The organism is Inquilinus sp. OTU3971 (assembly GCF_038440215.1).
The window spans coordinates 39,717-65,085 of sequence record NZ_JASATH010000017.1 but is presented as its reverse complement, the minus strand read 5'-3'; the positions used below and the strand labels follow the sequence as shown (position 1 = coordinate 65,085).

Annotated in this window: 29 protein-coding genes and 1 tRNA gene; 19 read left to right on the top strand and 11 right to left on the bottom strand. The window is 68.7% G+C overall.

Going from position 1 to position 25,369, the window contains the following annotated elements:
- The 4 genes from AAHM41_RS06815 to AAHM41_RS06800 form a co-directional block, all read right to left on the bottom strand.
- On the bottom strand, positions 1-974 hold a 974-nt coding region (locus AAHM41_RS06815), incomplete at its 3' end, for an ABC transporter substrate-binding protein (RefSeq protein ID WP_342235765.1).
- A gap of 60 nt (positions 975-1,034) precedes the next feature.
- Positions 1,035-1,844 (bottom strand): ABC transporter permease, encoded by an 810-nt coding sequence (locus tag AAHM41_RS06810; protein ID WP_342235764.1) that lies wholly within the window; start codon positions 1,842-1,844, stop codon positions 1,035-1,037.
- A 204-nt stretch (positions 1,845-2,048) separates the two neighbouring features.
- Entirely contained in the window at positions 2,049-2,726 is a 678-nt protein-coding gene (locus AAHM41_RS06805) for a hypothetical protein (protein WP_342235763.1), read from the bottom strand.
- A 437-nt stretch (positions 2,727-3,163) separates the two neighbouring features.
- Positions 3,164-3,910, bottom strand: coding sequence for an NADPH-dependent F420 reductase (locus AAHM41_RS06800; RefSeq protein WP_342235762.1), 747 nt, complete (start codon positions 3,908-3,910; stop codon positions 3,164-3,166).
- A gap of 94 nt (positions 3,911-4,004) precedes the next feature.
- Between AAHM41_RS06800 and AAHM41_RS06795 the strand changes: the two genes are divergently transcribed.
- Positions 4,005-4,403 (top strand): winged helix-turn-helix transcriptional regulator, encoded by a 399-nt coding sequence (locus AAHM41_RS06795; protein WP_342235761.1) that lies wholly within the window; start codon positions 4,005-4,007, stop codon positions 4,401-4,403.
- 239 nt (positions 4,404-4,642) lie between these two features.
- Positions 4,643-5,407 carry a hypothetical protein gene (locus tag AAHM41_RS06790; RefSeq protein WP_342235760.1) on the top strand — a complete coding sequence of 255 codons (765 nt, stop codon included), beginning with the start codon at positions 4,643-4,645 and terminating at the stop codon, positions 5,405-5,407.
- A gap of 73 nt (positions 5,408-5,480) precedes the next feature.
- Here the strand turns inward: AAHM41_RS06790 and AAHM41_RS06785 are convergent, their stop codons facing one another.
- Complete coding sequence (locus tag AAHM41_RS06785) at positions 5,481-5,990, bottom strand: anti-virulence regulator CigR family protein (RefSeq protein ID WP_342235759.1); 510 nt, start codon at positions 5,988-5,990, stop codon at positions 5,481-5,483.
- 387 nt (positions 5,991-6,377) lie between these two features.
- Positions 6,378-7,034, bottom strand: a complete 657-nt coding sequence (locus AAHM41_RS06780) for a TetR family transcriptional regulator (protein WP_342235758.1) — start codon at positions 7,032-7,034, stop codon at positions 6,378-6,380.
- Between the two features lie 138 nt (positions 7,035-7,172).
- Between AAHM41_RS06780 and pgm the strand changes: the two genes are divergently transcribed.
- The 14 genes from pgm (at position 7,173) to AAHM41_RS06710 (ending at position 15,806) form a co-directional block, all read left to right on the top strand.
- Positions 7,173-8,828: a phosphoglucomutase (alpha-D-glucose-1,6-bisphosphate-dependent) gene (gene pgm, locus AAHM41_RS06775; RefSeq protein ID WP_342235757.1), complete on the top strand. Its 1,656-nt coding sequence runs from the start codon at positions 7,173-7,175 to the stop codon at positions 8,826-8,828.
- An 80-nt stretch (positions 8,829-8,908) separates the two neighbouring features.
- Positions 8,909-9,163 (top strand): FitA-like ribbon-helix-helix domain-containing protein, encoded by a 255-nt coding sequence (locus AAHM41_RS06770; RefSeq protein WP_342235756.1) that lies wholly within the window; start codon positions 8,909-8,911, stop codon positions 9,161-9,163.
- Positions 9,160-9,576: a type II toxin-antitoxin system VapC family toxin gene (locus AAHM41_RS06765; RefSeq protein WP_342235755.1), complete on the top strand. Its 417-nt coding sequence runs from the start codon at positions 9,160-9,162 to the stop codon at positions 9,574-9,576. The genes AAHM41_RS06770 and AAHM41_RS06765 overlap by 4 nt, the downstream gene beginning before the upstream one ends.
- 137 nt (positions 9,577-9,713) lie before the next feature.
- On the top strand, positions 9,714-10,388 hold the full coding sequence (gene hisG / locus AAHM41_RS06760; protein WP_342235754.1) for an ATP phosphoribosyltransferase: 675 nt from the start codon (positions 9,714-9,716) through the stop codon (positions 10,386-10,388).
- A complete protein-coding gene (hisD, locus tag AAHM41_RS06755; RefSeq protein WP_342235753.1) occupies positions 10,372-11,664 on the top strand; it encodes a histidinol dehydrogenase in 1,293 nt (430 codons plus the stop codon). Before hisG ends, hisD begins: the two co-directional genes overlap by 17 nt.
- Positions 11,661-12,167 carry a UPF0262 family protein gene (locus tag AAHM41_RS06750; protein ID WP_342235752.1) on the top strand — a complete coding sequence of 169 codons (507 nt, stop codon included), beginning with the start codon at positions 11,661-11,663 and terminating at the stop codon, positions 12,165-12,167. The genes hisD and AAHM41_RS06750 overlap by 4 nt, the downstream gene beginning before the upstream one ends.
- A 3-nt stretch (positions 12,168-12,170) precedes the next feature.
- Positions 12,171-12,611, top strand: a complete 441-nt coding sequence (locus AAHM41_RS06745) for an arsenate reductase ArsC (RefSeq protein ID WP_342235751.1) — start codon at positions 12,171-12,173, stop codon at positions 12,609-12,611.
- Between the two features lie 66 nt (positions 12,612-12,677).
- Complete coding sequence (locus AAHM41_RS06740) at positions 12,678-12,971, top strand: type II toxin-antitoxin system Phd/YefM family antitoxin (RefSeq protein ID WP_342235750.1); 294 nt, start codon at positions 12,678-12,680, stop codon at positions 12,969-12,971.
- 2 nt (positions 12,972-12,973) lie between these two features.
- Entirely contained in the window at positions 12,974-13,420 is a 447-nt protein-coding gene (locus AAHM41_RS06735) for a type II toxin-antitoxin system VapC family toxin (RefSeq protein ID WP_342235749.1), read from the top strand.
- 109 nt (positions 13,421-13,529) lie between these two features.
- Positions 13,530-13,748 (top strand): translation initiation factor IF-1, encoded by a 219-nt coding sequence (gene infA / locus AAHM41_RS06730; protein ID WP_026870679.1) that lies wholly within the window; start codon positions 13,530-13,532, stop codon positions 13,746-13,748.
- Between the two features lie 5 nt (positions 13,749-13,753).
- The gene (locus AAHM41_RS06725) at positions 13,754-14,353 is read left to right on the top strand and encodes a Maf family protein (RefSeq protein ID WP_446719433.1); all 600 of its coding nucleotides are present in this window, start codon (positions 13,754-13,756) and stop codon (positions 14,351-14,353) included.
- Positions 14,350-15,432, top strand: a complete 1,083-nt coding sequence (locus tag AAHM41_RS06720) for a ribonuclease E/G (RefSeq protein WP_342235748.1) — start codon at positions 14,350-14,352, stop codon at positions 15,430-15,432. Before AAHM41_RS06725 ends, AAHM41_RS06720 begins: the two co-directional genes overlap by 4 nt.
- A 48-nt stretch (positions 15,433-15,480) precedes the next feature.
- Positions 15,481-15,675, top strand: a complete 195-nt coding sequence (locus tag AAHM41_RS06715) for a DNA gyrase inhibitor YacG (RefSeq protein ID WP_342235747.1) — start codon at positions 15,481-15,483, stop codon at positions 15,673-15,675.
- A gap of 55 nt (positions 15,676-15,730) precedes the next feature.
- A tRNA-Phe gene (locus AAHM41_RS06710) sits at positions 15,731-15,806 on the top strand.
- A 56-nt stretch (positions 15,807-15,862) separates the two neighbouring features.
- Here the strand turns inward: AAHM41_RS06710 and AAHM41_RS06705 are convergent.
- The 3 genes from AAHM41_RS06705 to AAHM41_RS06695 all read right to left on the bottom strand — a co-directional run bounded on the left by AAHM41_RS06705 (position 15,863) and on the right by AAHM41_RS06695 (position 19,692).
- Positions 15,863-16,198 carry a hypothetical protein gene (locus tag AAHM41_RS06705; RefSeq protein ID WP_342235746.1) on the bottom strand — a complete coding sequence of 112 codons (336 nt, stop codon included), beginning with the start codon at positions 16,196-16,198 and terminating at the stop codon, positions 15,863-15,865.
- A gap of 189 nt (positions 16,199-16,387) precedes the next feature.
- The gene (locus tag AAHM41_RS06700) at positions 16,388-18,298 is read right to left on the bottom strand and encodes an acyltransferase family protein (RefSeq protein WP_342235745.1); all 1,911 of its coding nucleotides are present in this window, start codon (positions 18,296-18,298) and stop codon (positions 16,388-16,390) included.
- Positions 18,299-18,456: 158 nt separating this feature from the next.
- The gene (locus AAHM41_RS06695) at positions 18,457-19,692 is read right to left on the bottom strand and encodes an MFS transporter (protein ID WP_342235744.1); all 1,236 of its coding nucleotides are present in this window, start codon (positions 19,690-19,692) and stop codon (positions 18,457-18,459) included.
- 136 nt (positions 19,693-19,828) lie between these two features.
- Here AAHM41_RS06695 and AAHM41_RS06690 point away from each other — a divergent pair, with 136 nt between their 5' ends.
- A complete protein-coding gene (locus AAHM41_RS06690; RefSeq protein WP_342235743.1) occupies positions 19,829-20,626 on the top strand; it encodes an AraC family transcriptional regulator in 798 nt (265 codons plus the stop codon).
- On the opposite strand, the gene AAHM41_RS06685 is transcribed toward AAHM41_RS06690, so the two are convergent.
- The gene (locus AAHM41_RS06685) at positions 20,584-21,555 is read right to left on the bottom strand and encodes a patatin-like phospholipase family protein (protein WP_342235742.1); all 972 of its coding nucleotides are present in this window, start codon (positions 21,553-21,555) and stop codon (positions 20,584-20,586) included. The two genes, AAHM41_RS06690 and AAHM41_RS06685, sit on opposite strands and share 43 nt — an antisense overlap.
- On the bottom strand, positions 21,552-23,072 hold the full coding sequence (locus tag AAHM41_RS06680) for a bifunctional metallophosphatase/5'-nucleotidase (RefSeq protein ID WP_342235741.1): 1,521 nt from the start codon (positions 23,070-23,072) through the stop codon (positions 21,552-21,554). The genes AAHM41_RS06685 and AAHM41_RS06680 overlap by 4 nt, the downstream gene beginning before the upstream one ends.
- A 100-nt stretch (positions 23,073-23,172) precedes the next feature.
- Here AAHM41_RS06680 and AAHM41_RS06675 point away from each other — a divergent pair, with 100 nt between their 5' ends.
- Complete coding sequence (locus AAHM41_RS06675; RefSeq protein WP_342235740.1) at positions 23,173-24,525, top strand: NAD(P)/FAD-dependent oxidoreductase; 1,353 nt, start codon at positions 23,173-23,175, stop codon at positions 24,523-24,525.
- Positions 24,526-24,627: 102 nt separating this feature from the next.
- Positions 24,628-25,359 carry a type 1 glutamine amidotransferase gene (locus AAHM41_RS06670; RefSeq protein WP_342235739.1) on the top strand — a complete coding sequence of 244 codons (732 nt, stop codon included), beginning with the start codon at positions 24,628-24,630 and terminating at the stop codon, positions 25,357-25,359.
- Positions 25,360-25,369 lie beyond the last annotated feature (10 nt).

Sequence of the window (25,369 nt, the reverse complement as noted above, 5' to 3'; positions counted from 1 at the left end):
TCTGCTCTTTTGGTTTCGGCTCCGGGGCGGGGGGGGGGCGCCCCCCCCCCCCCCCCCCCGCCGCCGTATTCGACCAGCAGCTTCACGGTCTCGGCCATGTTGGCGTCGGTGACGCGGAACGGCCGCTGGCCCTGGGTCTCCTCGGTCCGGTACAGCGGGATGGTGCGCTCGAACCCCTCCTGCAGCGTGTCCGGCTTGCCGGCCTTGGGCAGCGCCGCCAGCACCGCCGCGGTGGCCTCGGCCGGCGCCTTCTCGGCCGCCTCGATCGACTGCGTCGTCGCCGCCATGAAGCGGCGGACCAGGTCGGGATTCTCGGTCAGCAGGTCCTTCTGCACGACGATGCCGGAGGACACCATGTTGACCCCGTAATCGGCGAACAGGATCGGGGTGACGTCCTTGCCCGTCGCGTCCTTGATCTTCATGCTCTGGTCCATGGCATAGCCCAGCAGCAGGTCGGCCTGGCCGTTGATCACGGCGTTCAGCTTGGTCTGGGCGTCGCCGGAGACGGTGCGGAAGTCGCTTTCCGAGAGGCCGGTCTTCTGCAGGAAGAAGGGCCAGATCTGCGACAGCGAATCTCCGGGCGTGGTGGCCACGGTCTTGCCCTTGATGTCCTCCGGCTTGCGGATGGCCTTGTCGGTGAAGCCCATCACCGACATCGGGCTCTTCTGCAGCAGCACGCCGACCGAGACCAGCGGCGCGCCCTTGGCCGCGGCCTTGATCATGGTCGGCACGTCGAAATAGCCGAAGCCGACGGTGCCGGCGGCGACCGCCTGGGCGGTCATGGCCGAGCCGCGGCCCTCCTGGATCTCCAGGTCGATGCCCTGGTCGGCGTAGAAGCCCTTGGCCTTGCCGTAGAAGAACGGCGTGTGCTCGCCATAGACGTACCAGTTCAGCATCAGCACGACCTTGTCGGCCGCCTGGGCCGAGCCGGCCGCGAGCAGGATGCCGAGGGCGATCAGCAGGCTCCGGATCATGGTGTTCCTCCCCCTATGATTGGTTGCGCCGCGTCAGGCGGCGATCTCAAGTTTGCCGCCTTAGGCGGCGATAATCAGCTCCCGGCGCCGGCTGGCGTGCCAGGGAATGACCAGGCGTTCGACGACGTCGACCAGCCAGAACAGCACGACGCCGAGCAGCGCCAGGATCACCAGCGCCGCGAACATGGTCGGCAGCTCGAAATTGCCGATCGAGCGCTGCAGCACGAAGCCGATGCCGGAGTTGGCGCCGACGAACTCGCCGACCACGGCGCCGACCACCGCCAGCGTCACCGAGACCTTGAGGCCGGAGAAGATCGCCGGCATCGCCGCGGGCAGCCCGACCATGCGGAACACCTGCCAGCGGCTGGCGGCCATGGCCCGGGCCAGGTCGAGCGTGTCGGGGTCGAGCGACTTGAAGCCCTGCACCGCCGAGACCACCACCGGGAACACGCCGAGCAGGAAGGCCGAGATCACCTTGGGTTCGAGCCCGAAGCCGAACCAGACGACGAAGAGCGGCGCGATCGCCACCTTCGGGATCGACTGCGAGAACACCAGCAGCGGGTAGACATAGGCCTCGACCGTGCGGGAGCCTGCGATCAGCATCGCGGTCGGGATGCCGATCGCGGCCGACAGCAGGAAGCCCAGCACGGTGGCGACGGTGGTGGGCACCGATTGCGCCAGCAGCTCCGGCCCATCGCGCCACAAGGTGACGATGACGTCCCAGGGCGCCGGCACCTGGTAGGGCGGCAGCCGGAACACCCGGATCGCCAGGTCCCACAGCACGATGATGATCAGCAGCAGGATGACCGGCCGGACCCAGCCGGCCTGCAGCAGGGCAAGCGCGCGGTCACGGGCGCTTCGCGATCCCATCGGCGTCTCCCGGTCGCGGGCTTCTGGTCGGCCCGGCAGAAATTAACCCGTTGGTTAAATCCTGCTGTGGAGCGGGGCAGGGGTCAAGAGGGGGAAGCGGGCAGTACCGGCTTGCCCACGTTTCATCTCCCCCTCCCCCTGCGGGAAGGGAAGAGTGGAAGGCTGGGCCGGCTGATGATGGGCGCGTGGCAGGTGACACGGCGTTCAACTGCTATCCGGCTTCGGCAGTCGGGATGGCAGGCAGCCGTCTCCGGACTCCTCCGGCGGCTCGGCCCAGCCCTCCGCGGCCGCGGGGCTCACAGCGACCAGGTCCACGCATCTGCCGGGCGCGACGACGGTGCCGTCGCCGCCGATGTCGGCGGCATCGTCCCAGCCTCGCGGCATCCAGGCTGGATTCGGCGGGCGGCCGATCTTGCGGCAGACCTCGCGCACGAACTCCTCGGCCGACAGGGTGTCGAGCTGCTCGTCCAGGATCTCGTCCTCGACCAGCTTCTCCCAGACCCAGGACCGCATGTACTCGACGTCCTCGGGCTGCGCGACCGCTTCGGCCACGGCCTGGGCGGCCTGCTCCCGCCGTTGCCGGCGGTGCTCCTGCTCGCCCGACTCCTTGCGCTTTTTCCGGCGCATCAGATAGTTGGCGCGGATCCGCTCGGTCATGGCGATCGACAGCCGCACCGACCGGGACAGCCGCGACTGCTTCAGGTCGAAATCGGGGATCGACTCCGCCCCTGCCGGCATCGCCTGCTGCTGCGTCGAGGTGATCCGCTTGGTGCGCAAGTCGATCGTGACCAGCTCGCGCAGCGAGTCCAGCGCCCATCCCGTCCACTTCATGTCGGGATCGGTCGGCCGGATCTCTTCGGAGTCGGATTGCGCCATGTCCATAGAACGTATCATGAACGAGAGTCGCGGGTGAACGCAATGGACATTGTGTTCGCGGCCGCGAGCCGGCCGAAAATCCTGGTCCGGCAACGCCGGCCGGTTGACCGCATCCGATCCCGATATGGAAGTGCCGGCTGGTGTTGGCCGAACGGGCACTTCGTCCCCATTGCTGACATTCGTGGGTTCTGCCGGTCCTCCGGAGCGGACGTCCGCGTCGACCCGGCGAGGGACCAGAGTTCAATCTCAAAGTCGAAGCCCGCTGCTTCCAGCGTCGCCTCGTCAAGCGCAGAGGCGGACGTATCCGTTTTACAGGTTTGAATGACGGCGTGAGGCGCGGGCTGTCCGGGTCAGTCCGGCTCCCGAGACCACAGAAGGTAGACGCCACCTGCGAAATTCAACAAGACCGCGCGCTTGTGACAAATTTCGTCATGGCTCGCTCCTCAGGTCAGCGGGTTGAGCGAGCGGTTCATCGCCACAATGTCAGCATGGGTCGGGTTCGGGCCAAGCGCCCCCATCTTGTCGGGCAATTGGTCGCGCTTCTTGGGCGCTTCGCCCTTCACCGCAGCGCCGAGTGCCTTGCGCATGGTGGCGGCGTCGTAGTCACAGCAGTAGGCAGGTGTTGAGGGCTGCTGCCGCCACGATTCCGCCAGCGATCCGGCGTCAACAGGGTCGAAACCGATCTCGTTGACGATGCCCATGACCACCTGCTTGGCTGCGGCGTCGTCTCCGGCAACTGCCACGGCCGATCGACCGGCAGCGCCTTCTGGCTGACCGAGTTCCGACAGGGACTCGGCAAGGATATTGTTGAAGGCCTTGATTATCGGACGGCCGAGTTGCCTCGACACCCACACGCTCTCCACCTCGCCTGCATCAAGTTCAGCGATCTGAGGGTCACGCATGCCCGGATAATAGTTGCTGGTGTCAACGACAGGGACGCGTTCAGGCACATCCTTGAAAAGGTCTTTCGGCAACTTCTCGAAAGCTGGGAGAGGGATGGACATGATGACCAACTCCGCGCCGGAGACGACTCCTCGCGTGTCGGCCGCCGCGGCTCCAACCTCGTCCGCGAAAGGCCGCACATCGTCGACGCCCTTGGAGTTGGCGACCCTGACCTCATGCCCGGCAGATGAGAGCTTTCGGGCAAGCGTGCCGCCGATGTTACCAATGCCGATGATGCCGATTTTCATGCTGATGCTCCTGTTGTTCTGCTCCTCAAATTGATAGATACTGAGGTATTGACAAGAACGAACGGAAAGGTGGGCAACCCACCAATAGGTAAGCATGGCGAAGGACCGGCATTGGAATTGCGGCGACCCGCAACAGCATCGTGTGTGGGCAGAAGCGACCACGGACGCCCTCCGGGTGCTGGAGGGCAAATGGAAGATTGTCATCATCTGCCAGCTGTTCGGTGCGAAGGAGCCGCTGCGTTTCTCAGAGCTCGAGAGGCGTGTGGAAGGCGTCAATCAGAAGATGCTCATCCAGCAACTGAAGGAGCTGGAGAAGGACGGGATAATTACTCGAACAGTCTATCCGCAGGTGCCTCCGAGGGTGGAATACGCGCTCACGGACTTGGGTAAGGCACTTGGGCCAGCCATGGCAGAATTGATCGATTGGACCCTGCGTCGGGAAACGCTGGACGTCTCAGGTCCAGCAAAACAGTCCTTATCAGCGACTTCTTGATGTCCGCTTGTGGCGCCATCCTGGCCAGTCAGGCCGGCAGGGAAGGGTAAGAAGCGGCCCCTGGGATGACGCGTAACAGCCGTCCAGTCTGCGGCTGTGACCCGCCCGCCCGAGGCATCTGCCTGACCACGGCGTGAATACTCTCCAGATGTCTGTGGAATACCGGGGGCTCCCAGGACGTCAGACATGCGAGACGGGCCATCGCAGCCCGCTTCGGCACCACGGTTCTGGAGTTTCTGATGCGTATCCGCTCTGCTGCGACGCTGCCCATCGTGGCCGCTTTCGGACTGCTCTACGCCACGGCGGCGAGCGCAGGCGCCTGGGGGGATCTCAAGGATGTCTCGAAGCCGCAGTTCATCACCGTCAAGGACAATGGCGGCGGACACGGCGGCGGTAATGGAGGCGGTAACGGCAATGGAAGTGGGGGAGGCAACGATGGCGGAAACGGCGGCGGCAAGGCTGACAGCAATGGCAGCGGCAACGGCGGCGGGACAGCCAGCAGCACTGGCAGCGGCGTCGACAGCTCCGGGGATGAAGCCCTCGGCAACAGCGGCAAGACGAGGGGTATAAGGCCCGGCAAGGCCGACACCATCTCGCTCGACGACGACACCACCGCTGCGCTGGCTGGCTCCGGCTTGTCGCCGACCGTCGGCAACGGGCCGTTCCGCAATCACGGTGCCCGTGTCTCCGCCATGGTCAGCCTGGCCAAGGAGCTAGGCTACAGCGCCAACGTCGGCGCCATGCAGGCCAATTTTGGCACACCGCAGGAGACGGGGATCCGTGACCTGCAGGAGCGGATCGCCGATCTCAAGGCCGACCCGACCACGGATCCCGCCCTGATCGACGCGCTCGAGGCCGAGCTCGCCGACCGGATCCAGCAGGTCAAGCCCGGCACCGGGCCGACCGGCGACTGGGAGACGACCAATCTGGACGTCGACGGCAACGGCCTGGTCGACGACCGCGACCTAACCCTCGCGCGCGAAGGCTTCCGCCCGTTCGACTGAGGGCATGACGATCGGCCGGCGAACCCCCGGGTCTCGGGGGCGCCGGCGATCCGGCAGGGTTTCAGCGACAAGTTCAATCGGTCAGGATGTCGACGATGATGCCGGTGGCGATGGCCATCAGCACCACGTCGGACCCGACCATGTAATAGTCGTAGCCGTCGTAGCGCGGCAGCCGGGCCAGCAGGTCCGGCGGCAGGCCCCGCTTGGCGATGCCCGGAGGCAGCGGCTTGCCCCGCGCCAGGTTGCGGGCGATGCCAGGCGGCAGCGCCTGGGCGCGCGGCCAGCCGCCATAATAGTCGACGATCACGTCCCGGTCCCGCGGCTGGAATAGCACCACCGGCGCGCCGGCATTGCCCTGGCGATGGGATTTGCCCTGGCCTTGGCCGGGCCCGCTGCCCGGAGTTCCGGGCACGATCACGCTCTGCTTCTTGCCGTGGCCTTGTCCCTGACCGTGCCCCTGTCCCTGACCCTGGCCTTGAGGAGGGGCCGCCATGGCGACGGTGCCGGCCGCCATCAGGCCGAGCGCGGCGGCCGCAAGGAGCAGGGTCCGGATCGCGCCGGTCCCAAGCGTTCTTGGAGTCAAAGTCTTCATCCTCGTGGCATAACAGTAGCCATAGTGCGGCCGTTCATGGTTCGAAACGATCCCCAGCTCCAGGCGTCCGACAAACGCCCCTTAGACCAAGGACGGTCGAGCCTGGCGATCTATTCCTTCGATCAGGCGGTGGAAGTCGGACAGGCCTGGCCGGGAAGGGGCGTGTGCGATCGCGTCCGCTTCCGGGAGACGACAAGGGTGGCCGGTTTTGGAGCACCCTCGCCAGCTCGGGCTCGCCGAGACACGCTGGAATCCGGCCAGTTCGGGCGACGTCCGGTATCGAGGTACCGCCGCGGTGTCTCCTATCGGCGCACAGACGCCATGCGAGAGCGTTGCGGCTCTGACCGCTCTCCCCGCCTGTTGCGGACGGTCGCAGTCTCACGGCCGCAGCGCCGCCAGCACCAGGTCGGTCATGTGGGCCAGGCGGTCGGCGCGGGCCTGGGGCTCGAACAGGTCGCGGTCGAAGATGACGCCCAGCGTCCAGCGGTTCGAGACGTAGAAATAGGCCAGGCCGGCGATCGAGATGTAGAGCTGCACCGGGTCGATCCCGGCCCGGAAGGCGCCGGCGGCGACGCCGCGGTCCAGCACCTCGCCGATCATCCCGACGAAGGGCGAATGCAAGGGCCGGACGTTGGGCGACTGCTTCAGATGCCGGGCCTGGTACAGGTTCTCCTGGTTCAGCATGGTCAGGAATTCCGGGTTCTCCAGGAAATAGCTCCAGGTGAACTCGACCAGCCGGGCGATCGCGGCGTCCGGCGCCAGGCTCTCCAGGTTCAGCGCGCGCTCGGCGGTGCGGATGCGGGCATAGGTCTCCTCCAGCACCGCCAGGTACAGCGTCTCCTTGTTGCCGACATGGTAGTACAGCATGCGCTTGTTGGCGCCCGCGGCCGCGGCGATGCGGTCGATCCGGGCCCCGCCGAAGCCGTGCCGGGTGAACTCGGCCAGCGCCGCGTCCAGGATGCGCCGGCGCATGCCCTCCGGGTCGCGCTGCCAGCGCGCCCGCATCCTGCTGTCGGCGCTCTCGATCCGGTCCAAGGCGTCGTCCCCTGCTGCCCCGACCATTTGCCCGCACCGCGCGGGCGGACGAAAGCGAAAACCGAGGCGCCGCCTCCTCGACAGACGACGCCGGCTGGCGCAATTTGCCTTCAGATCCGAAACCAGGGAGGGACACAGATGGTCAGCCCGCTCGCAGGAAAGCCCGTCGATCCGTCCGACCTCGTCAACCTGCCGCGGCTGATCACGGCCTATTTCACGACCAGGCCGGACCCGGCGAACCCGGCGCAGCGCGTCGCCTTCGGCACCTCCGGCCATCGCGGCTCGGCCTTCGCCGGCAGCTTCAACGAGGACCATATCCTCGCCATCACCCAGGCGATCTGCCTGTACCGCAAGCGCGCCGGGATCGACGGGCCGCTGTTCATCGGCATCGACAGCCACGCTCTGTCCGAGCCGGCGCTGGCCAGCGCGCTGGAGGTGCTGGCGGCGAACGGCGTCGAGACCATGATCGACCAGGACGGCGGCTACACGCCGACGCCGGTGATCTCGCACGCCATCCTGACCTACAACCGCGGCCGGACCGCGGGGCTGGCCGACGGCATCGTCGTCACCCCGTCGCACAACCCGCCGGAGGATGGCGGCTTCAAATACAACCCGCCGAACGGGGGCCCGGCCGACACAGAGGTGACCGGCTGGATCGAGCGCACCGCGAACGAGCTGATCGGCAAGGGGCTGGACGGGGTGCAGCGGGTGCCGTTGGCGCGCGCGCTGCAGGCCACGACCACGCATCGCCACAACTACAACGATGGCTATGTCGGCGACCTGGGCAGCGTGGTGGATCTCGAGGCGATCCGCTCCTCCGGCGTCAAGATCGGCATCGACCCGCTGGGCGGCGCGGCGGTGGGCTACTGGAAGCCGCTGATCGACCGGTACGGCATCGCCGCGACCGTGGTCAGCGACATCGTCGACCCGACCTTCCGCTTCATGACGGCCGATTGGGACGGCAAGATCCGCATGGACTGCTCCTCGCCCTACGCCATGACCCGGCTGCTGGGGCTGCGGGACAAATTCGACGTCGCCTTCGCCAACGACACCGACGCCGACCGCCACGGCATCGTCACCCGCACCGCCGGGCTGATGAACCCGAACCACTTCCTGGCGGCGTCGATCGCCTATCTGTTCCAGCACCGCACCGGCTGGCGGGCCGACAGCGCGGTCGGCAAGACGCTGGTCAGCAGCAGCATGATCGACCGGGTCGCGGCCAAGCTCGGCCGCCGCCTGCTGGAGGTGCCGGTCGGCTTCAAATGGTTCGTCGAGGGCCTGAGCGACGGGTCGGTCGGCTTCGGCGGCGAGGAGAGCGCCGGCGCCTCCTTCCTGCGCCGGGACGGCACGGTGTGGACCACCGACAAGGACGGCATCATCCTCGGCCTCCTGGCCGCGGAGATCACCGCCGTCACCGGCCGCGACCCGAGCGAGCTCTACACCGGGCTGACGCAGGAGCTGGGCACCGCCTGGTACGCCCGCGCCGACGCGCCGGCCAGCAGCCAGCAGAAGCAGGTGTTCAAGACCCTGACGCCGGAGGGGCTCGGCGCCACCCAGCTCGGCGGCGACCCGGTGACTCAGACTCTGACCAAGGCGCCCGGCAACGGCCAGCCCTTCGGCGGCATCAAGGTCGCGACGGCGAACGGCTGGTTCGCGGCCCGGCCCTCGGGCACCGAGGAGGTCTACAAGATCTACGCCGAGAGCTTCCGCAGCGAGGACCATCTGCGGCAGGTGCAGGACGACGCCAAGGCGCTGATCGGCCGCGCCTTCGCGGCTGCGGCAGGGCAGGGGTAGCGGCTGGCGGTTCACATTCCAAAGAGTGACTGCATTTATGTATAGTGATTGCAATGCAGGCAAGTTCGGGATGTGAATCTATGCCATCAATCACCGTCAGAAATGTGCCCGACGAGGTGCACCGCGCCCTGCGCGTGCGGGCGGCGACCCATGGGCGCAGCACAGAGGCCGAAATCCGCGACATCCTGGAACAAGCCGTGAAGCCGGAGGGCCGGCCCAAGCTGGGAACCCTGTTGGCCGAGATCGGCCGGGAGCTGGGCCTTACGGACGAGGATTTCGTGGTCTTTGACGAGGTCCGCGACAAGACCCCGGCGGAGCCCCCGAGGTTTGAATGATCCTGCTCGATACGAACGTCATTTCCGAGACCATGCGCACCGCCGAGGGCAGGGTGGTCGCCTGGATCGACGCACAGCCCATCGAAACGCTATTTCTGTCTGCCGTCACCGTTGCAGAATTGCGTTTCGGCATTGCGCTGATGCCGGCCGGGAAACGCCGGGAAGGGCTACATGAACATCTGGAGCGGCGTGTGTTGCCGCTGTTCCACGGTCGTGTGCTGCCGTTCGACCTGGCCGCCTCCCAAGCTTATGCCGAACTGATGTCCGGGGCACGAGCGGCCGGTCTGGCGATCAGCACGGCCGACGGCTATATCGCCGCAATTGCCGCCGCCAATGGATTCAGTGTTGCCACTCGCGACACCAGCCCTTTCAAGGCGACCGGGGTGAACGTGATTGATCCTTGGATGATCTGACACCGCGTTCGCTCACGACCCTCGCAATCTCCCGTGCAAGTGACCACCGATCCGCGCATGGGCGAGTCGCGGCCTCTTCTGGTCTCGCGGCTGCGCTTTCGGCTATGGTGCCGGCCGTTTCCGCGGAAGCCGGCCTCATGTCCTCGACCGTTCCCGATCCTTTGACCATCGCCCTGCCCAAGGGCCGCATCCTGGACGAGCTGCGCCCGCTGATGGCGCAGGCCGGGCTGGAGCCGGAGCCGGCCTTCGACGACCCGCGGCACCGCGGCTTGTCCTTCGCCACCAACCATCCGCATATCCGGCTGATCCGGGTGCGGTCTTTCGACGTCGCCACCTTCGTCGCCTTCGGCGCGGCGCAGCTGGGCGTCGCCGGGAACGACGTGCTGATGGAGTTCGACTATCCCGAGCTCTATGCCCCGCTCGACCTCGGCATCGGTGCTTGCCGCCTGGCGGTGGCCGAGCCGGTGGACCTGGCCGAGACCGACGATCCGCGGCGCTGGAGCCATATCCGCGTCGCCACCAAATATCCGGCCGTGACCCGCCGCCACTTCGCCGCGCGCGGGGTACAGGCGGAGTGCATCAAGCTGAACGGGGCGATGGAGCTGGCGCCGACGCTGGGCCTGTGCCGCCGCATCGTCGACCTGGTCTCGTCGGGCTCGACGCTGAAGGCGAACGGGCTGCGCGAGATCGAGCACATCGCCGACGTCACCTCGCGGCTGATCGTCAACCGCGCCGCCTTCAAGACCCGGCCGGAGGAGATCGCCGGCTGGGTCGACCGCTTCCGGAACGCCGTCCATGCCGCTGCGACTTGATGCCCGCTCCCCCGGCTTCGCCGAGGAATTCGAGGCCTTCGTCTCCGCCCGCCGCGGCGCCCATGCCGATGTCGCCGGCGTGGTCGCGACCATCATCGCCGAGACCCGGGCGCGCGGCGACGCGGCGCTGATCGCGTTCACCGAGCGCTTCGACCGGGTGCGGCTGACGCCGGAGACGCTGCGCATCGGCGCGGAGGAGATCGCCGCGGCTCGGGCGCAGGTGGATGCCGAGACCTATGCGGCGCTGGACCTGGCGGCCCGGCGGATCGAGTCCTTCCACGCCAAGACGGTGCTGCCGAACCTGTCTTATGTCGACGAGGACGGCATCGGCCTCGGCGCCCGCTGGACCCCGATCGACGCGGTCGGCATCTACGTCCCCGGCGGCCTGGCCAACTACCCCAGCTCCGTCCTGATGAACGCGATCCCGGCCAGGGTGGCGGGGGTCGGGCGCATCGCCATGGCGGTGCCGGCGCCGGACGGGGTGCTGAACCCGCTGGTGCTGGCCGCGGCGGAGCGCGCCGGGGTGACCGAGATCTGGCGCGTCGGCGGCGCCCAGGCGGTGGCGGCCCTGGCCTACGGCACCGCCAGCATCCGCCCGGTCGACAAGATCACCGGCCCGGGCAACGCCTATGTCGCCGAGGCCAAGCGCCAGGTCTTCGGCGCCGTCGGCATCGACATGATCGCCGGCCCGTCCGAGATCCTGGTGGTGGCCGATGCCGGAAACGACCCGGAGTGGATCGCGGTCGACCTGTTGTCCCAGGCCGAGCACGACACCCATGCCCAGTCGGTGCTGATCACCGACGACGCGGCCTTCGCCGACGCCGTGACCGCGGCGGTCGACCGGGTGCTGGCGCGGTTGCCGAAGGCGGAGATCGCCGGCGCCAGCTGGCGCGGTCAGGGCGGCGTGATCGTGGTCGGCTCGCTCGACGATGCGGTGCCGCTGATCGACCGGCTGGCGCCGGAGCATCTCGAGCTCGCCGTCGCCGACCCGGACCGCATCGCCGACCGGGTCCGCCATGCCGGGGCGATCTTCCTCGGCCGCCATGCGCCAGAGGCGGTCGGTGACTATGTGGCCGGGCCGAACCATGTGCTGCCGACCGCGCGAAGCGCCCGCTTCGCCAGCGGCCTCAGCGTCTTCGACTTCGTCAAGCGCACCACGCTGGTGCGCTGCGACGCCGCCGGCCTCGCCAGGATCGGGCCGGCCGCGGTGCGCCTGGCCCGCGCCGAAGGGCTGGAGGCGCACGCGCTGTCGATCGCCCAGCGGCTGAAGGGATGAGCGGCGCGGCCGGGGACGCGGAGAAGAGTGGGGCGGAGGAGGGGCGCCTCGTCGAGGTCGTGATCGACGAGAGCGCCGCCGTCCGCCGTTCGCCGGAGGTGGCGCATGAGCGCCGGGTCGCGATCCACGACCTGATCGAGCAGAACAGCTTCCGCCTGGTCCAGGGGCCCGCCGGCCCCTACCGCCTGCGCCTGCGCATGGAGGAGAACCGGCTGATCTTCGAGATCACCAGCGGGCAGGAGGGCGAGCCCGAGCGGGTGGCGCTGCCGGTGCAGCCGTTCCGCCGGATCATCAAGGACTATTTCCTGGTCTGCGAGACCTATTACGCCGCGATCAAGACCGCGCCGCCGTCCAGGATCGAGGCGATCGACATGGGCCGGCGTGGGCTGCATGACGAGGGCTCGGTCATGCTCGGCGAGAGGCTGGCCGACCGGATCGCGATCGACCACCAGACGGCGCGGCGGCTGTTCACGCTGCTATGCGTCCTGCAGATCCGCGGGTGAGCGATGGCGGGGCCGACCAGCGTCCTCTTCGCCTGCACCCAGAACGCGATCCGCTCGGCCATGGCCGAGGCGATCCTGAAGCATGTGGCGGGGTCGCGCATCTTCGTCGACAGCGTCGGGGTGCGGCCGGACGAGCTGGACCCCTTCGCCGTCGCGGTGATGAAGGAGATCGGCATCGATCTCAGCCGCCACCGGCCGAAGGGCTTCGACGACCTCGAGGACGACAATTTCGACCTGGTGATCTCGCTGTCGCCCGAAGCCCAGCACCGGGCGGTGGAGATGACCCGCACCACCGCCTGCGACCTGGAATTCTGGAACACCTTCGACCCGACCGCGATCGAGGGCAACCGCGAGACCCGGATGGCCGCCTTCCGCCAGGTGCGCGACCTGCTGCTGTCCCGCATCCGCGAGCGCTTCGGCGACCAGGCGCAGGAGCGGGCGTGACGGCGGGCTCTTGTGGCCCGATCTCAGGCATTCCATATTCCGACCAGACTGGTCAGGAGATCGCCCGTGGTTGCCCGCGACAAGCATGTCTCTTCGTCCGCATTGCCGGTCTGGAAGCTCGAGGACGCCAAGGCGCGATTCAGCGAGGTCGTGCGGCGTGCCCGGGAAACGGGACCGCAGCGCGTCACGGTGCATGGACAGGATGCGGTCGTGATCCTGTCGGCGGCCGACTTTGCCCGGCTGGCGCCGAAGGCGACCGTCAGCCTTGCCGCCCTGTTCGGCGAAGGGCCGTTTGCGGAAATGGACGAGTTCGAGCCGTTGCGCGAATTTTCGCCGGTGCGTGACCTGCCGTCCTTCTGATCATGGCGCGTGGCTGGCTGCTCGACACCAATGTGGTTTCCGAGCTGCGCAAAGGAGCGCGGTGCAATCGCGCGGTCCGGGGCTGGGCCGAAAGCGTGCCACCGGTAGCCTGCTATCTCAGTCGTGTGACCGCCGCCGAGATCCGGCTCGGCATCGAGCGAGTTTCCGATCCAGGCTTCCGAGCCGAGCTGGAAACATGGTTGAAGGATGGTGTCAGACTGTGGTTCGGCGATCGCATTCTTGAGATCGACGAGGAGGTCCTCCTGATCTGGCGCCGCCTGGTGCATGACGGACAGAAGGCCGGCTACACCTACGCCCAACCCGATGTGCTGATTGCGGCGACGGCGAAGGCGCATGACCTCGGTGTCGCCACCCGGAACGTCAACGACTTTCGGAATGCCGGCGTCCCTGTCTTCGATCCGTGGGCCAACAGGCCGTCCGAGACCTGACCCAACGACGAAGACATGGTGGAAACGCGGCCTGACGCCGAACAAATTTCTTGACCCGACAAGTCCGGTCGCCCACTTCTTGGGCGGATTCTCAACATGGCGAGTTTGGATGGCCAAGGAAGATTTGATCGAGTTCTCGGGCACCGTGACCGAGCTGCTCCCGAATGCGATGTTCCGGGTGAAGCTCGACAACGACCACGAAGTTCTCGCGCACACCTCGGGCAAGATGCGCAAGAACCGCATCCGGGTGCTGGCGGGTGACCGGGTCAATGTCGAGATGACCCCCTACGACCTGACCAAGGGTCGCATCACCTTCCGCTTCAAGTAACTGCCGTGCCCGATCCGGAAAGGACGGGCAGGACCGACCTGCTTGTGCTCGCCTCGGCTTCGCCGAGGCGTCTCGATTTGTTGCGCCAGATCGGCATCGTGCCGGACCAGGTCCTGCCCGCCGATCTCGACGAGACCCCGCTGAAGCGCGAGTTGCCCGGCCCGCACGCCAAGCGCCTGGCCCAGGCCAAGGCCGAGGCGATTCGGACCCTGGCGCCCGGCGCCTACATCCTGGCGGCGGACACCGTGGTCGGCTGCGGCCGGCGGATCCTGCCCAAGGCCGAGACCGATTCCGAGCTGCGGCAGTGCCTGGAGCTGCTGTCCGGCCGGCGCCACCGTGTCCATGGCGGCGTCTGCCTGATCGCGCCGGACGGCACCCTGCGCCAGCGGCTGGTGCAGAGCAGCGTGATCTTCAAGCGCCTGACCCCGGACGAGATCGACGCCTATGTCGCCTCGGGCGAGGGCCGCGGCAAGGCCGGCGGCTACGCCATTCAGGGGCGGGCGGCGGCGCTGATCCGCGCCATCGAAGGCTCCTATTCCAACATCGTCGGCCTGCCGCTGTTCGAGACCTCACAGCTCCTCGGCGGCGCGGGCTACCGCTGGTGAAGGCGGTCGAGATCACCGCTACGGACGGCGTGCTGCTGGCCGGCGTGGTGATCGACGGCCGCCTGACCGACTTGGCCGCCGAGCGCCTCTCGCGGCCGAGCCTGTCCGGCGCGGTGGTGCTGGCCCGGGTCGAGAAGGTCGACCGCGTGTCCGCCGCCGCCTTCCTCGACATCGGCACCGGCCGCAGCGCCTTCCTGCCGCTGCGCGGGCCGGACGCCGACTCGCTGCGCGCCGGCGCGCCGGTGATCGTCCAGATCGTCGCCGACCCCAGGGGTGAGAAGGGGGCGGAGGCGACGCGCGACGTGGCGCTGCCCGGCGCCGGGCTGATCCATCTGCCGTTCTCGTCGGCCATGGCGGTGTCGAGCCGGCTCGGGCCTGCGGCGAAGCGGGACTGGCAGCAGCGGCTCGAGGGTGGCTGGATCGTCCGCGCTGCGAGCGCCGGCATGGCGGTCGACACGGTGCTGGACGAGGCGACGCGGCTGGCACGGCGCTGGGAGGCGATCGCCGACCGCGCCGAGGCCACCCGGGCCCCGGCGCTGCTGGAGCCCGCGCCGGGCGCGGCGCGCCGGCTGATCCTCGACCATCCGGACGCCGCCCGAATCGTCGTCGACGGCGCCGCTTTGCTGCCGCCGCTGCAGCGCTGGGCGACGGCGGCGGTGCCCGAGCTCGCGCCCCGCATCGCCGCCGGCGCGGCGCCGCTGGGCGATGCCCTGGACACGCTGCTGAGCCCGACCGTGCCGCTGCCTTCCGGCGGCAGCATCACCATCGAGGCGACGCGGGCCCTGACCGCGATCGACGTCGATGGCGGCCGCGCGCCGGATCACGTCCGCGCCAACCGCGAGGCGGCGGTCGAGATCGCCCGGCAGCTGCGGCTGCGCAACATCGGCGGCACCGTGGTGGTCGACTTCATCTCGATGCGCCGCGGCGGCGACCGCGCGGCGCTGCTGAACGCCTTCCGCGGCGCGCTGGCCGACGATCCGCTGCGGGTCCAGCTCAGCGAATCCCTGTCGCCGCTGGGCCTGGCCGAGCTGGCGCGGGAGCGGCGCGGCCAGGCCCTGGCGGATGTCGTCCACACCTGATCACCAGCAGGCTTGAAGCCGCGTACCGAAGACCCGATTCTGAGAGCCATGAGCACGATCACAGAGACCAAGGGGCGCTGCCCGATCTGCCGCAAGCCGACGGTGCAGCAATACCGTCCGTTCTGCTCGCGCCGCTGCGCCGACATCGATCTCGGCCATTGGTTTTCCGAGGCTTACACGGTTCCGGCGAAGCCCGAGGACGAGGCCGAAGAAACATTGCAGCCGGATGAAGATCAGCGCTAGACAGCCGGCGTCCGGTTTCCTATAAGCACGGCCTCCGCACTGCGGAGCCAACGGCGCCCAGGTAGCTCAGTTGGTAGAGCAGGGGATTGAAAATCCCCGTGTCGGCGGTTCGACTCCGTCCCTGGGCACCATTCTCTCTTCTTCATCAAAAGCTATGGCGACGTGGCCGCAATTTCGGTCCGGCGGCCTATGCCCCCGGTGAGGGCGCGAAGAAGCAGCGGATCGCGTGGGTCGATTTGCGGCAGATCCAGTACTCGCCGTCCTCGCTGCTCTGGGCCTTGAAGCGCGGCACGAATTCGCCGGTCGAGCGGATCCGGTAGCCATCGCTGCTCTCCTCGATATCCGCGCGGGGCCAGGCCGAGCAGTCGTGGTCGCCGCAGCAATGGTTGACGGTGCCGTATTCGAGGTAGCGGCCGCGGTTGATCCAGCTGTCATGCGCCAGGGCCGCCGCGGGCTCCAGGCCGACCGCCGCCAGAATCGCCCATGCCGGCGCGCGCCGACGGTGTCGATCCCACAGGCCCATCCGTGCCCCTCCGTCCGCCGAGCGCAGACCATCCGACCAAGATACTCCGAAACATGCGCCGGCACAGCCGCAGGTGGCTGTCCGGACGAGCCGCCTCGTGCAGCAGCGGGCATGCGGCCGAAGCGGTCCGCGGCCGGCTCCGGTCGGTTATTCGGGGCCTGACCGCCTTCGTTCGGCGTCGGCAGCCGCTTACAGCCTGGCCCGCACCTGCGAGGCCAGTTCGGCGCCGTACCGGGCGAAGAACTTCTCGGCGACATAGCCCGAGCCTTCGGCCGTGAAGTGACCGTCATCCCAGAACATAAGGGTTCCGTCCTGGTCGATCCGGCACCGCGTCCCGGTGCAGAACAGCTCCTCCGGCCCGAAGAACTTCGCACCGGCGGGCTCCGCTACCGCCGCGATCAGCCGGTTGAGCTCGCCGTGATCGATCCCCTGGACCGGAGCGGAAGGGGTATCGCCGCGCATATTCTTGATGAACAGGGCGTAGGCCGGCGCGTAGAAAGTCGGCGACTGGCCGACGACGAAAACGTCGATCCCAAGCCCCTTCAGCGCGGCGATCGTGCCCGTCAGCTGGGGAATGTCCTGCCGGTCCAGCAGCTCCCATCGGGCGGACAGGATGACGTTCTTTGGCGGGCTGCGCTTGATCATCTCGAAAATGTGGTCGTTGAACGCGCCGCAGCCCGGCCAGATGTAGTTCGGCATGTTGAGGATCGGAGGGCAGGCCTGGGACGTTGCCTGGCCGACCCGCAGATGCGCCGGTGCGACGCCGCTGACCAGGCCGCTATAGAGATGTGCCCCGAAGCTGTCGCCCCAGATCAGGATGTCCGGCGCAGTCGAGCCGTAGCAATCCGCTTCCGGATACTGGGCGGCGGACTGGCTTTCGCGTCGGAAGCAGGTTCCCAGGCGGTACATGTCGGCATATGGGTAGGCGACATATTTGGCCATGATCGGGATCGCCTCGGGGAAGCGCTGCGGCAGGCCCTTGGTCAGGTAGCCGGTCATGCCGGCGGTCAGGAACAGGGCGGCTGCCGCCGTCGAGACGGTGAAGATCCACCGGCGGTTGAACCGGCTGCCCTTGCCGCGGAAGGGCTGTTCGACGTAGCGCCAGGACAAGGTGGCGGCCGCGACCGACGCGACGACGACAAGGCCGATCTCGGCGGGCGCAAGCTCGCGATTGATCGAGTATTTGACGAAGACGATGATCGGCCAGTGCCAGAGATACAGCGAGTAGGAGATCTTGCCGATGAAAACGACCGGGCTCAGCCCCAGCAGGCGCCCGCCGAGGCTGTCGCCGCCGGCGCCCGCCCAGATGATCAGCGCCGCGCCGATGCAGGGCGGGGCGGCATTCCATCCCGGGAACGGATCGGTCGAAGACAAGGTCAGCACGCTGTAGCCGATCAGGGCCAGCCCCAGCGCGGAAGCGAACTCGCGGACGCCGCGCCCGGTCGGAGCGGGGAGCACGTTCAGCGCCAGCAGGGATCCGAGCAGAAGCTCCCAGCCACGGGCCGGGAGGAGGTAGAAGGTGGCGGTCGGATGAGGGCGGACGCCCCAGATGTTGACCGCGAAGGACAGGCCGACGATGGCGAGCAGCGCCATATTGCGCGTCCGCTGCCCCGTCTTGGACAGGAGATACAGCAGGATGGGGAAGACGATGTAGAACTGCTCCTCTACCGCCAGCGACCATGTGTGGAGCAGCGGTTTGAGCTCCGACGGCGCCGCGAAATACCCCGACTCGATGTAGAACAGGATGTTCGAGGTGAACGAGACCGTGGCGACCACGGACCGCGAGAAGGCACGCAGGTCGAAGGGCAGCAGAATCGCCACGGAGACGATGATCGAAACCAGCAACATGAAGAAGAGCGCTGGAAATATCCGTCTGGCGCGGCGTTCATAAAAGCCGAGGATAAAGCCGAAGATCGAAGAGTCTCCTCGCCGGATATCGTCCGCCAGAATGGATGTGATCAAGTATCCCGATATGACGAAAAAGACGTCGACGCCGACGAAGCCGCCGCCCAGCAGGGTTATCCCAGCGTGATAGAGGACTACCGGAACGACTGCGACAGCGCGCAATCCATCGATGTCCTTCCGGTAGTCAATCGACATGGAGCACCGCAAAAACGAAAGGAGACTATCGACGCAGCTCTATCAAAGAAGCGGTCGTGGCGCCAGATTCGAGTTTCGAGATCCATGGCGCGAGGCCGGGTCCCGTGGGCGATCGGCAGGCCGGCAGGGTTCTCCGCCCGCCGGCCCGCCGTTCCGCCTCATTCCGCCGGGGCCCCGGCGGTCACGCGCCGCGGCCGCTCCAGGTCGGGCAGGAAGACGGTGAGCAGCCCGATCAGCGGCAGGAAGGCGCAGAGGCGATAGACGAAGCCGATGCTGGTCAGGTCCGCGACCTCGCCCAGCACCGCGGCGCCGATGCCGCCCATGCCGAAGGCGAAGCCGAAGAACAGGCCGGCGATCGTGCCGGTCTTGCCCGGCACCAGCTCCTGCGCATAGACGACGATGGCGGAGAAGGCCGAGGCCAGGATCAGGCCGATGATGATGCTGAGGATCACGGTGCCGGTCAGCCCTACATAGGGCATGGCCATGGTGAAGGGCAGCACGCCCAGGATCGACCCCCAGATCACGACTTTCCGGCCGAAGCGGTCGCCGATCGGGCCGCCCGCCACCGTGCCCACGGCGACGGCGCCGAGGAAGATGAACAGGTGGATCTGCGCCTGCTGCACCGACACGCCGAAGGTCTGGATCAGGTAGAAGGTGAAGTAGCTCGTCAGGCTGGCCAGGTAGATGTATTTCGAGAACACCAGCATGCCGAGGATGCCGAGCGACATCCCGACCTTGCCGCGCGACAGGGCGACCGGCGCGACGGGGCGGCGCGGCTTGGCCGCCCGGCTGCGCCGGTGCCGCTGGTACCAGGCGCCGACGCCGGTCAGCACCAGGATGGCGAGCAGGGCGGCGGCGGAGAACCAGCCGATGCTGGCCTGGCCGCGCGGCAGCACGATGAAGGCGGCGAGCAGCGGCCCGATCGCCGAGCCGATATTGCCGCCGACCTGGAACACCGACTGCGCCAGCCCGTGCCGACCGCCCGAGGCCAGCCGGGCGATGCGCGAGGATTCGGGATGGAAGACGGCGGAGCCCATGCCGACCAGCGCCGCGCCCAGCAGCAGCAGCGGGAAGGTCGGGGCCACCGAAAGCACGACCAGGCCGACCAGGGTGAAGCCCATGCCGAGCGGCAGCGAATAGGGCTGCGGCTTGCGGTCGGTGTAGAGGCCGATTGCCGGCTGCAGGATCGAGGCGGTGAGATTGAACACCAGGGTGATGAGCCCGACCTGGCCGAAATCGAGACCGAAATCCGTGGCCAGCATCGGATAGAGCGCCGGCAGCAGCGACTGCATCATGTCGTTCAGCAGATGACTGAAGCTGATCGCGGCCAGGATGGTGAACACCGTTCCGTCGGCTTCGGGCCTGCGGCCCGTGGTCAAAGTTCCGCTCGTCATTCCCGATCGTCCCGATGGCCGCTGAGCGACCACCACAGAGGCACCCGGAGGCGGGAATGCCTCCGGTTCGGGCAAAGATACGCCTTTCGCAATGCCCTGCTTTCGTGGTTTGGTCTTTTATCTTCGAGAGTGGGCCATGGTCCGCAACGCTACCCCGCCCGAATTCGAGGCCACGCCTCGCCCCGTCGTCGCCATCGGCAACGACTATCCGGCGAATTACGCGATCCTGCCGCACCGGCACCGGCGGTCGCAGCTGCTGTATGGCAGCAACGGCGTGCTGCTGGTCCGGACCGAGCAGGGACGCTGGGTGGTGCCGCCGGAGCGCGCCGTGTGGATTCCGGGCGGCATCACCCATGACGTGCAGCCGATCGGCGCGGTCAGCATGCGCAGCGTCTATGTCGAGGCCGACGCCATCCCCGGCCTGCCGGTGGAATGCCGGGTGGTCGGCGTGTCGGCGCTGATGCGCAGCCTGCTGATCGAGGCGGTCGACCTGCCGGTGGAATACGACCTCGATGGCCGCGACGGGCTGGTCATGGCGCTGATCCTGCAGGAGATCGCACGCATGCCGGTGCTGCCGCTGAACCTGCCGCTGCCGGGCCATGCGGCGCTGGCGGCGCGCTGCCGGCGGTTCCTGGAGGGGCCGACGCCGCACGACACGATCGACGACTGGTGCGGCGCGCTGGGCATGAGCCGCCGCGCCTTCACCCGGCTGTTCCGGCAGGAGACCGGATTGAGTCTCTCCGCCTGGCGACAGCAGGCCTGCCTGTTCGCGGCCCTGCCGCGGCTGGCGGCGGGCGAGGCGGTGACGACCGTGGCCCTCGACCTCGGCTATGACAGCGCCGCCGCCTTCACCACGATGTTCAAGCGCCTGCTGGGCGCGCCGCCCAGCCGCTACTTCGCGGCCGGGGCCGGCGCCTCGGGGCCGAGCCCGTAGGAGGTGACGCGCAGCGCCTCGTGGATGTCGGGGATCGCCGCCTCCGCCGCGGCGTAGCCGAGGTCGATCAACTCGGCCGCGCGGTCGAACTCGGCGGCGCCGATATGGCCGAGCCTGGGGTCGATCGCCACGTCCGGCGGCTCCGCCGCCAGGCGGATGCGGCCCATGCGGTCGAGGATGATGTTGAGCGAGGCCATCATCACCCCGAACAGGCTCGGCATGTCCGGGTCGCGTCGGAACAGCTTGCGGGCGACGCCGTTGATGCCGCCCAGCAGCATGCCGCCCGGCATCAGCTCGAGGATGTCGAAGCCGGCGATGCGGGCATAGCCGCCCTCCGGCACCCGGGTGCGGCCCATGATGTCGCCGTTGAGGTTGACCGCGATCACCACCTCGGCCCCGAGAGCGCGGCAGACCGAGACCGGCACCGGGTTGACCAGCGCCCCGTCGACCAGCATGTGGCGGCCGATGTGCCGCGGCGGGAACACGCCGGGCAGGGCATAGGAGGCCTGGAGCACCTCCGACACCCGGCCCTCGCGCAGGCAGACCTCGTGGCCGGTGAACAGGTCGACGCAGACGGCGCCGAAGGGCACGCCGAGATCCTCGACCCGCAGGTCGCCGAAGCTCTGGTCCAGGAGCCGCCCCAGCTTGCGGCCGCTGATCAGGGCGGGCAGGCCGAGGCCGAAATCGAGATAGGACACCATCCGCTTCCGGTCCAGCCCGCGGGCCCAGGCTTCGAGCATGTCGAGCCGGCCGGAGAGATGGGCGGCGCCGGCCAGGGCGCCGACCGAGGTGCCGCACACCACCTGCGGCCGGATGCCGGCGGCGTCGAGCGCCCGCAGCACCCCGATATGGGCCCAGCCGCGGGCGATGCCGCCGCCGAGCGCCAGCCCCAGGACCGGCGGGGCCGTGCCCTCGGCGTCGAGGGTCATGAGGCCCGCCGGATGCGGCCGTCGATCTTCGGCGCCACCGTCTTCATCGCGGTGACGTAGTCCATCACCACCGTCGCCATCAGCCGCGCGGCCGAGGCGTCGACCAGTACCTTGCCCTTGGTGAAGGCGGCATAGCCGTCGCCGCCGCCGGCCATGTAGTCGTTGGTGGCGACGCGGTAGACCATGGCATCGTCCAGCGGCTTGCCGTCGACCGTGACCGAGATGATGCGGCTGCCCACCGGCTTGGCCGGGTCCCAGACGAAGGCGAGGCCGGAGACCTGGGGGAAACGGCCGGCGACGGCCTCGACCTGGGACACGCCGTTCTCCAGCGCCGCGCGGATCTCGGCGCCGGTGAGTTCCAGCAGCACCGCGACGTTGCCGAAGGGCAGCTCGGTCAGGATGTCCTTGCGCGTCAGCTGGGTGCCGGCGGCGATCAGCCGGTCACCGCGGACGCCACCGCCATTGATGATGGCGATCTGCGCGCCCGTGGTGCCCCAGCGCACCCCGTCGGCGATCAGGTTGCCCATCGTCGTCTCCTCGGTGCGCACCGCGCCGCGCTGGCTGTCCAGCTCGACCGAGGTGGTGCCGATAACGATGCCCAGCGCTTCGTCCAGCGCCTTGTTGAAGGCGTCGACCTTGCCCTGGATCTCCGGGTCCGGCTCGACCCCCGCGGTCGGGCGCACCTCCCAGCTCGGCAGCACGGCGAGCACCGGCCCGTCCTTGGTGTCGCGGCTCGAAATCTCCAGCTCGACCACGCCGAGATAGTGCGAATCGTAGCCGGCTTTGAAGATCAGGACGTTGTTCTCGTAGAACATGATCGGGTCGTGGTCGTGCCCGCCCAGCACCAGGTGCAGCCCCTTGACCGACTGCGCCAGCTGCCGGTCCTGGGCGATGCCGAGATGGGTCAGCGCCACCAGGATGTTGGCGCCCTCGGCCTTCAGCGCCTCGACCGCCTGCTTCGCCGTGGCGATGATGTCGGGGAAGCTGATGTCCGGGCCGGGGCTCGACAGCACCGCCGTGTCCGGCGTCAGGATGCCGAGGAAGCCCACGGTGTAGTCGCCGACCTTGCGGGTGGCGGTGGCGACGCCGCCGCCGAACGGCTTGCCGTCCCTGCCCAGGACATTGGCGCCAAGCCAGGGGAATTTCGATTCGCCGATCCGCTGCGACGCCAGCTCCGGCCCGTAGTCGAACTCATGGTTGCCCCAGACCGCGTAGTCGACGCCGACGGCGTTGAACAGGTCGATCATCTGCGAGCCCTTGGTCAGGCCCGACATCACCGAGGGCGACAACGTGTCGCCGCCGAAGGTGGTGATGCTGTGCGGGTTCTCGGCGCGGGCCTGCTTCAGCAGGGTGGCCAGCTGGCCGAAGCCGCCCTGGCCGCGCACCGGGCCGATCTCATAGACGTCATTGACGTGCAGGAAGGTCAGGCGCAGCGGCGCGGCCGCCGCCCATCCGGGCAGCGGGGCGGCAGCGAACACGGTGGCGAGCATGACCTGGCGGCGCGACGGGCCCTGCATGGCTGGATCTCCCTCCGGATGGTCGTGCCAGAATGGACCGGCCCGCGGCCCGGTGTCATCCTCCGCCGCGTTTCAAGGCGGTGACAAGTGAGCGGATCGGATGACCCAGGACAGCTTCTATCATCCGGCCACCGCCGACACCTCTCGCACCGTGCCGAGCTACTGGGAGGACACCGCCGGCCCGGCACCCGAGGGCTGCGTGCCGCTGGCCGGCGACGAGGCCTGCGACATCGCCGTGATCGGCGGCGGCTACACCGGCCTGTCGGCGGCGCTGCACCTGGCCCGCGACCTCGGTGTCGACGTCCGGGTGCTGGAGGCGGGGCCGATCGGCTGGGGCGCCTCCGGCCGCAACGGCGGCTTCAACTGCGTCGGCGCCGCCAAGCTGTCCGGCCCGGCGATGCTGAAGCGGGTCGGCCGCGACGAGGTCCGCCGCTACTACGCCGCCCAGGTCGAGGCGACCGAGCTGGTGGCGGCGCTGGCCCGGGACGAGGCCATCGAGCTCGACCGCCAGGGCGACGGCGTCATCAGCGTCGCCCATAAGCCGAGCCGGGTGCGCGAGCTGGAGGAGGATGCGCGTTGGGACCGCGAGGTCTCCGGCCTGACCTCGACGCTGTGGAGCCGGGACGAGCTGCGCGAGCGCGGCCATGCCGGGCCGGAGGCGCATGGCGCGCTGCACCATGCCGCCGGATTCGGCCTGCATCCGCTGAAATACCATCGCGGCCTGACCCGCGCCGCCCTGGCGCGCGGGGCGAGGATCCATGACCGCAGCCGCGTCACCGGCTGGCAGCGGGAGGGCGGCGGGCACCGGCTGGTCACGCCGGGCGGCTCGCTGCGGACGAAGCGGGTGCTGATCGCCACCAACGGCTACACCACCGACGGGCTGCATCCGTATCTGGCGGGCACCTTCCTGCCGGCCCTGTCCAACATCGTCGTCACCCGGCCGCTGACCGAGGTGGAGCGCACCGCCCAGGGCTGGACCACCGGGACGCCGCTGTCCGACACCCGCAACCTGCTGTTCTACTTCCGGCTGCTGACGGACGGGCGCCTGCTGCTGGGCGCCCGCGGCGGCACCTGGGGCAGCCCGGAGGCGTCGGCGCAGTATCGGCGCTGGCTGGAGGGCCGGATCGGCATCGCCTATCCCGCCTGGCGCGGCGTCGAGACCACGCATTTCTGGTCCGGCCTGGTGTGTCTGTCGGCCAATCTGACGCCCATGCTGGGGCAGGTGCCGGACGATCCCGGCGTCTGGTACGCCCTGGCCTATCACGGCAACGGGGTGGCCAGCGCCGGCTGGGCCGGCCGTGCCGTCGCCCATGCCATGACCGGCGGCCCGGTGCCGGGTGTCGGCATCCCGGCGCTGATGGCGACGCCGCCGACGCGCTTCCCGCTCGGCGCCCACCGGCGCTGGCTGCTGAAGGCCGCGTACCTCAAATTCATGATCCAGGACGCCCTCTGAGAGCCTGGGCTCTGACGCCGGGGCCGCCCCGCATTCTCGGCATTTGGCGATGCCGCCGGCCGGACCGTAGCCTGCCTGCGGAGTAGCCAGCGGAGTGACGCCGTGAAGATCCTGACGCTGCAGAACAACGACATCTCGCCATCCGGCGCGATCGGCGCGGCGATCGCCGAGGCCGGTGGGGCCGAGGAGGTGCGGTTCCCGGAGCATGGCGACGCCCTGCCGGCGGACGCCTCCGGCCATGACGGGCTGCTGGTGCTGGGCGGCGTCCAGCATGCGGCCGACGATGTCGCGCATCCGCATCTGCCGGCGCAGATGGCGGTGATCCGCGCCTTCGCCGAGGCCGGCAAGCCGGTGCTGGGCATCTGCCTCGGCGGCCAGCTGCTGGCCCGCGCTTTGGGCGGGACGGTGCGCCGCCACCACACGCCGGAGGTCGGCTTCACCGCGATCGAGGCGACCGAAGCGGCCGCGGCCGATCCGCTGCTGCGCGGCCTCGGGCCCCTGCCGCGGCTGATGCACTGGCATTACGACACCTTCGACCTGCCGCAGGGGGCGACGCTGCTGGCGACCAACGCGGTGTGCCAGAACCAGGCCTTCACCGCCGGCCCGGGCCTGTACGGGCTGCAATTCCATATCGAGGTCACGGACCACATCGTCGAAGGCTGGGTCGATGCCTTCTCGGAGTGGACGCGCGACCAGTTTCCGGACTTCTTCGCCAGCTATCGCGACCAGCTGACCAACGAGCTGCCGGCCTCGGCCCGGTTCGCCCGCCAGCTCGGGCTGCGCTGGATGGAGATGGTGCGGGCCGCGCGGGCGGAGGCCCAGCGGGCGGCCTGACGAGGAGGGT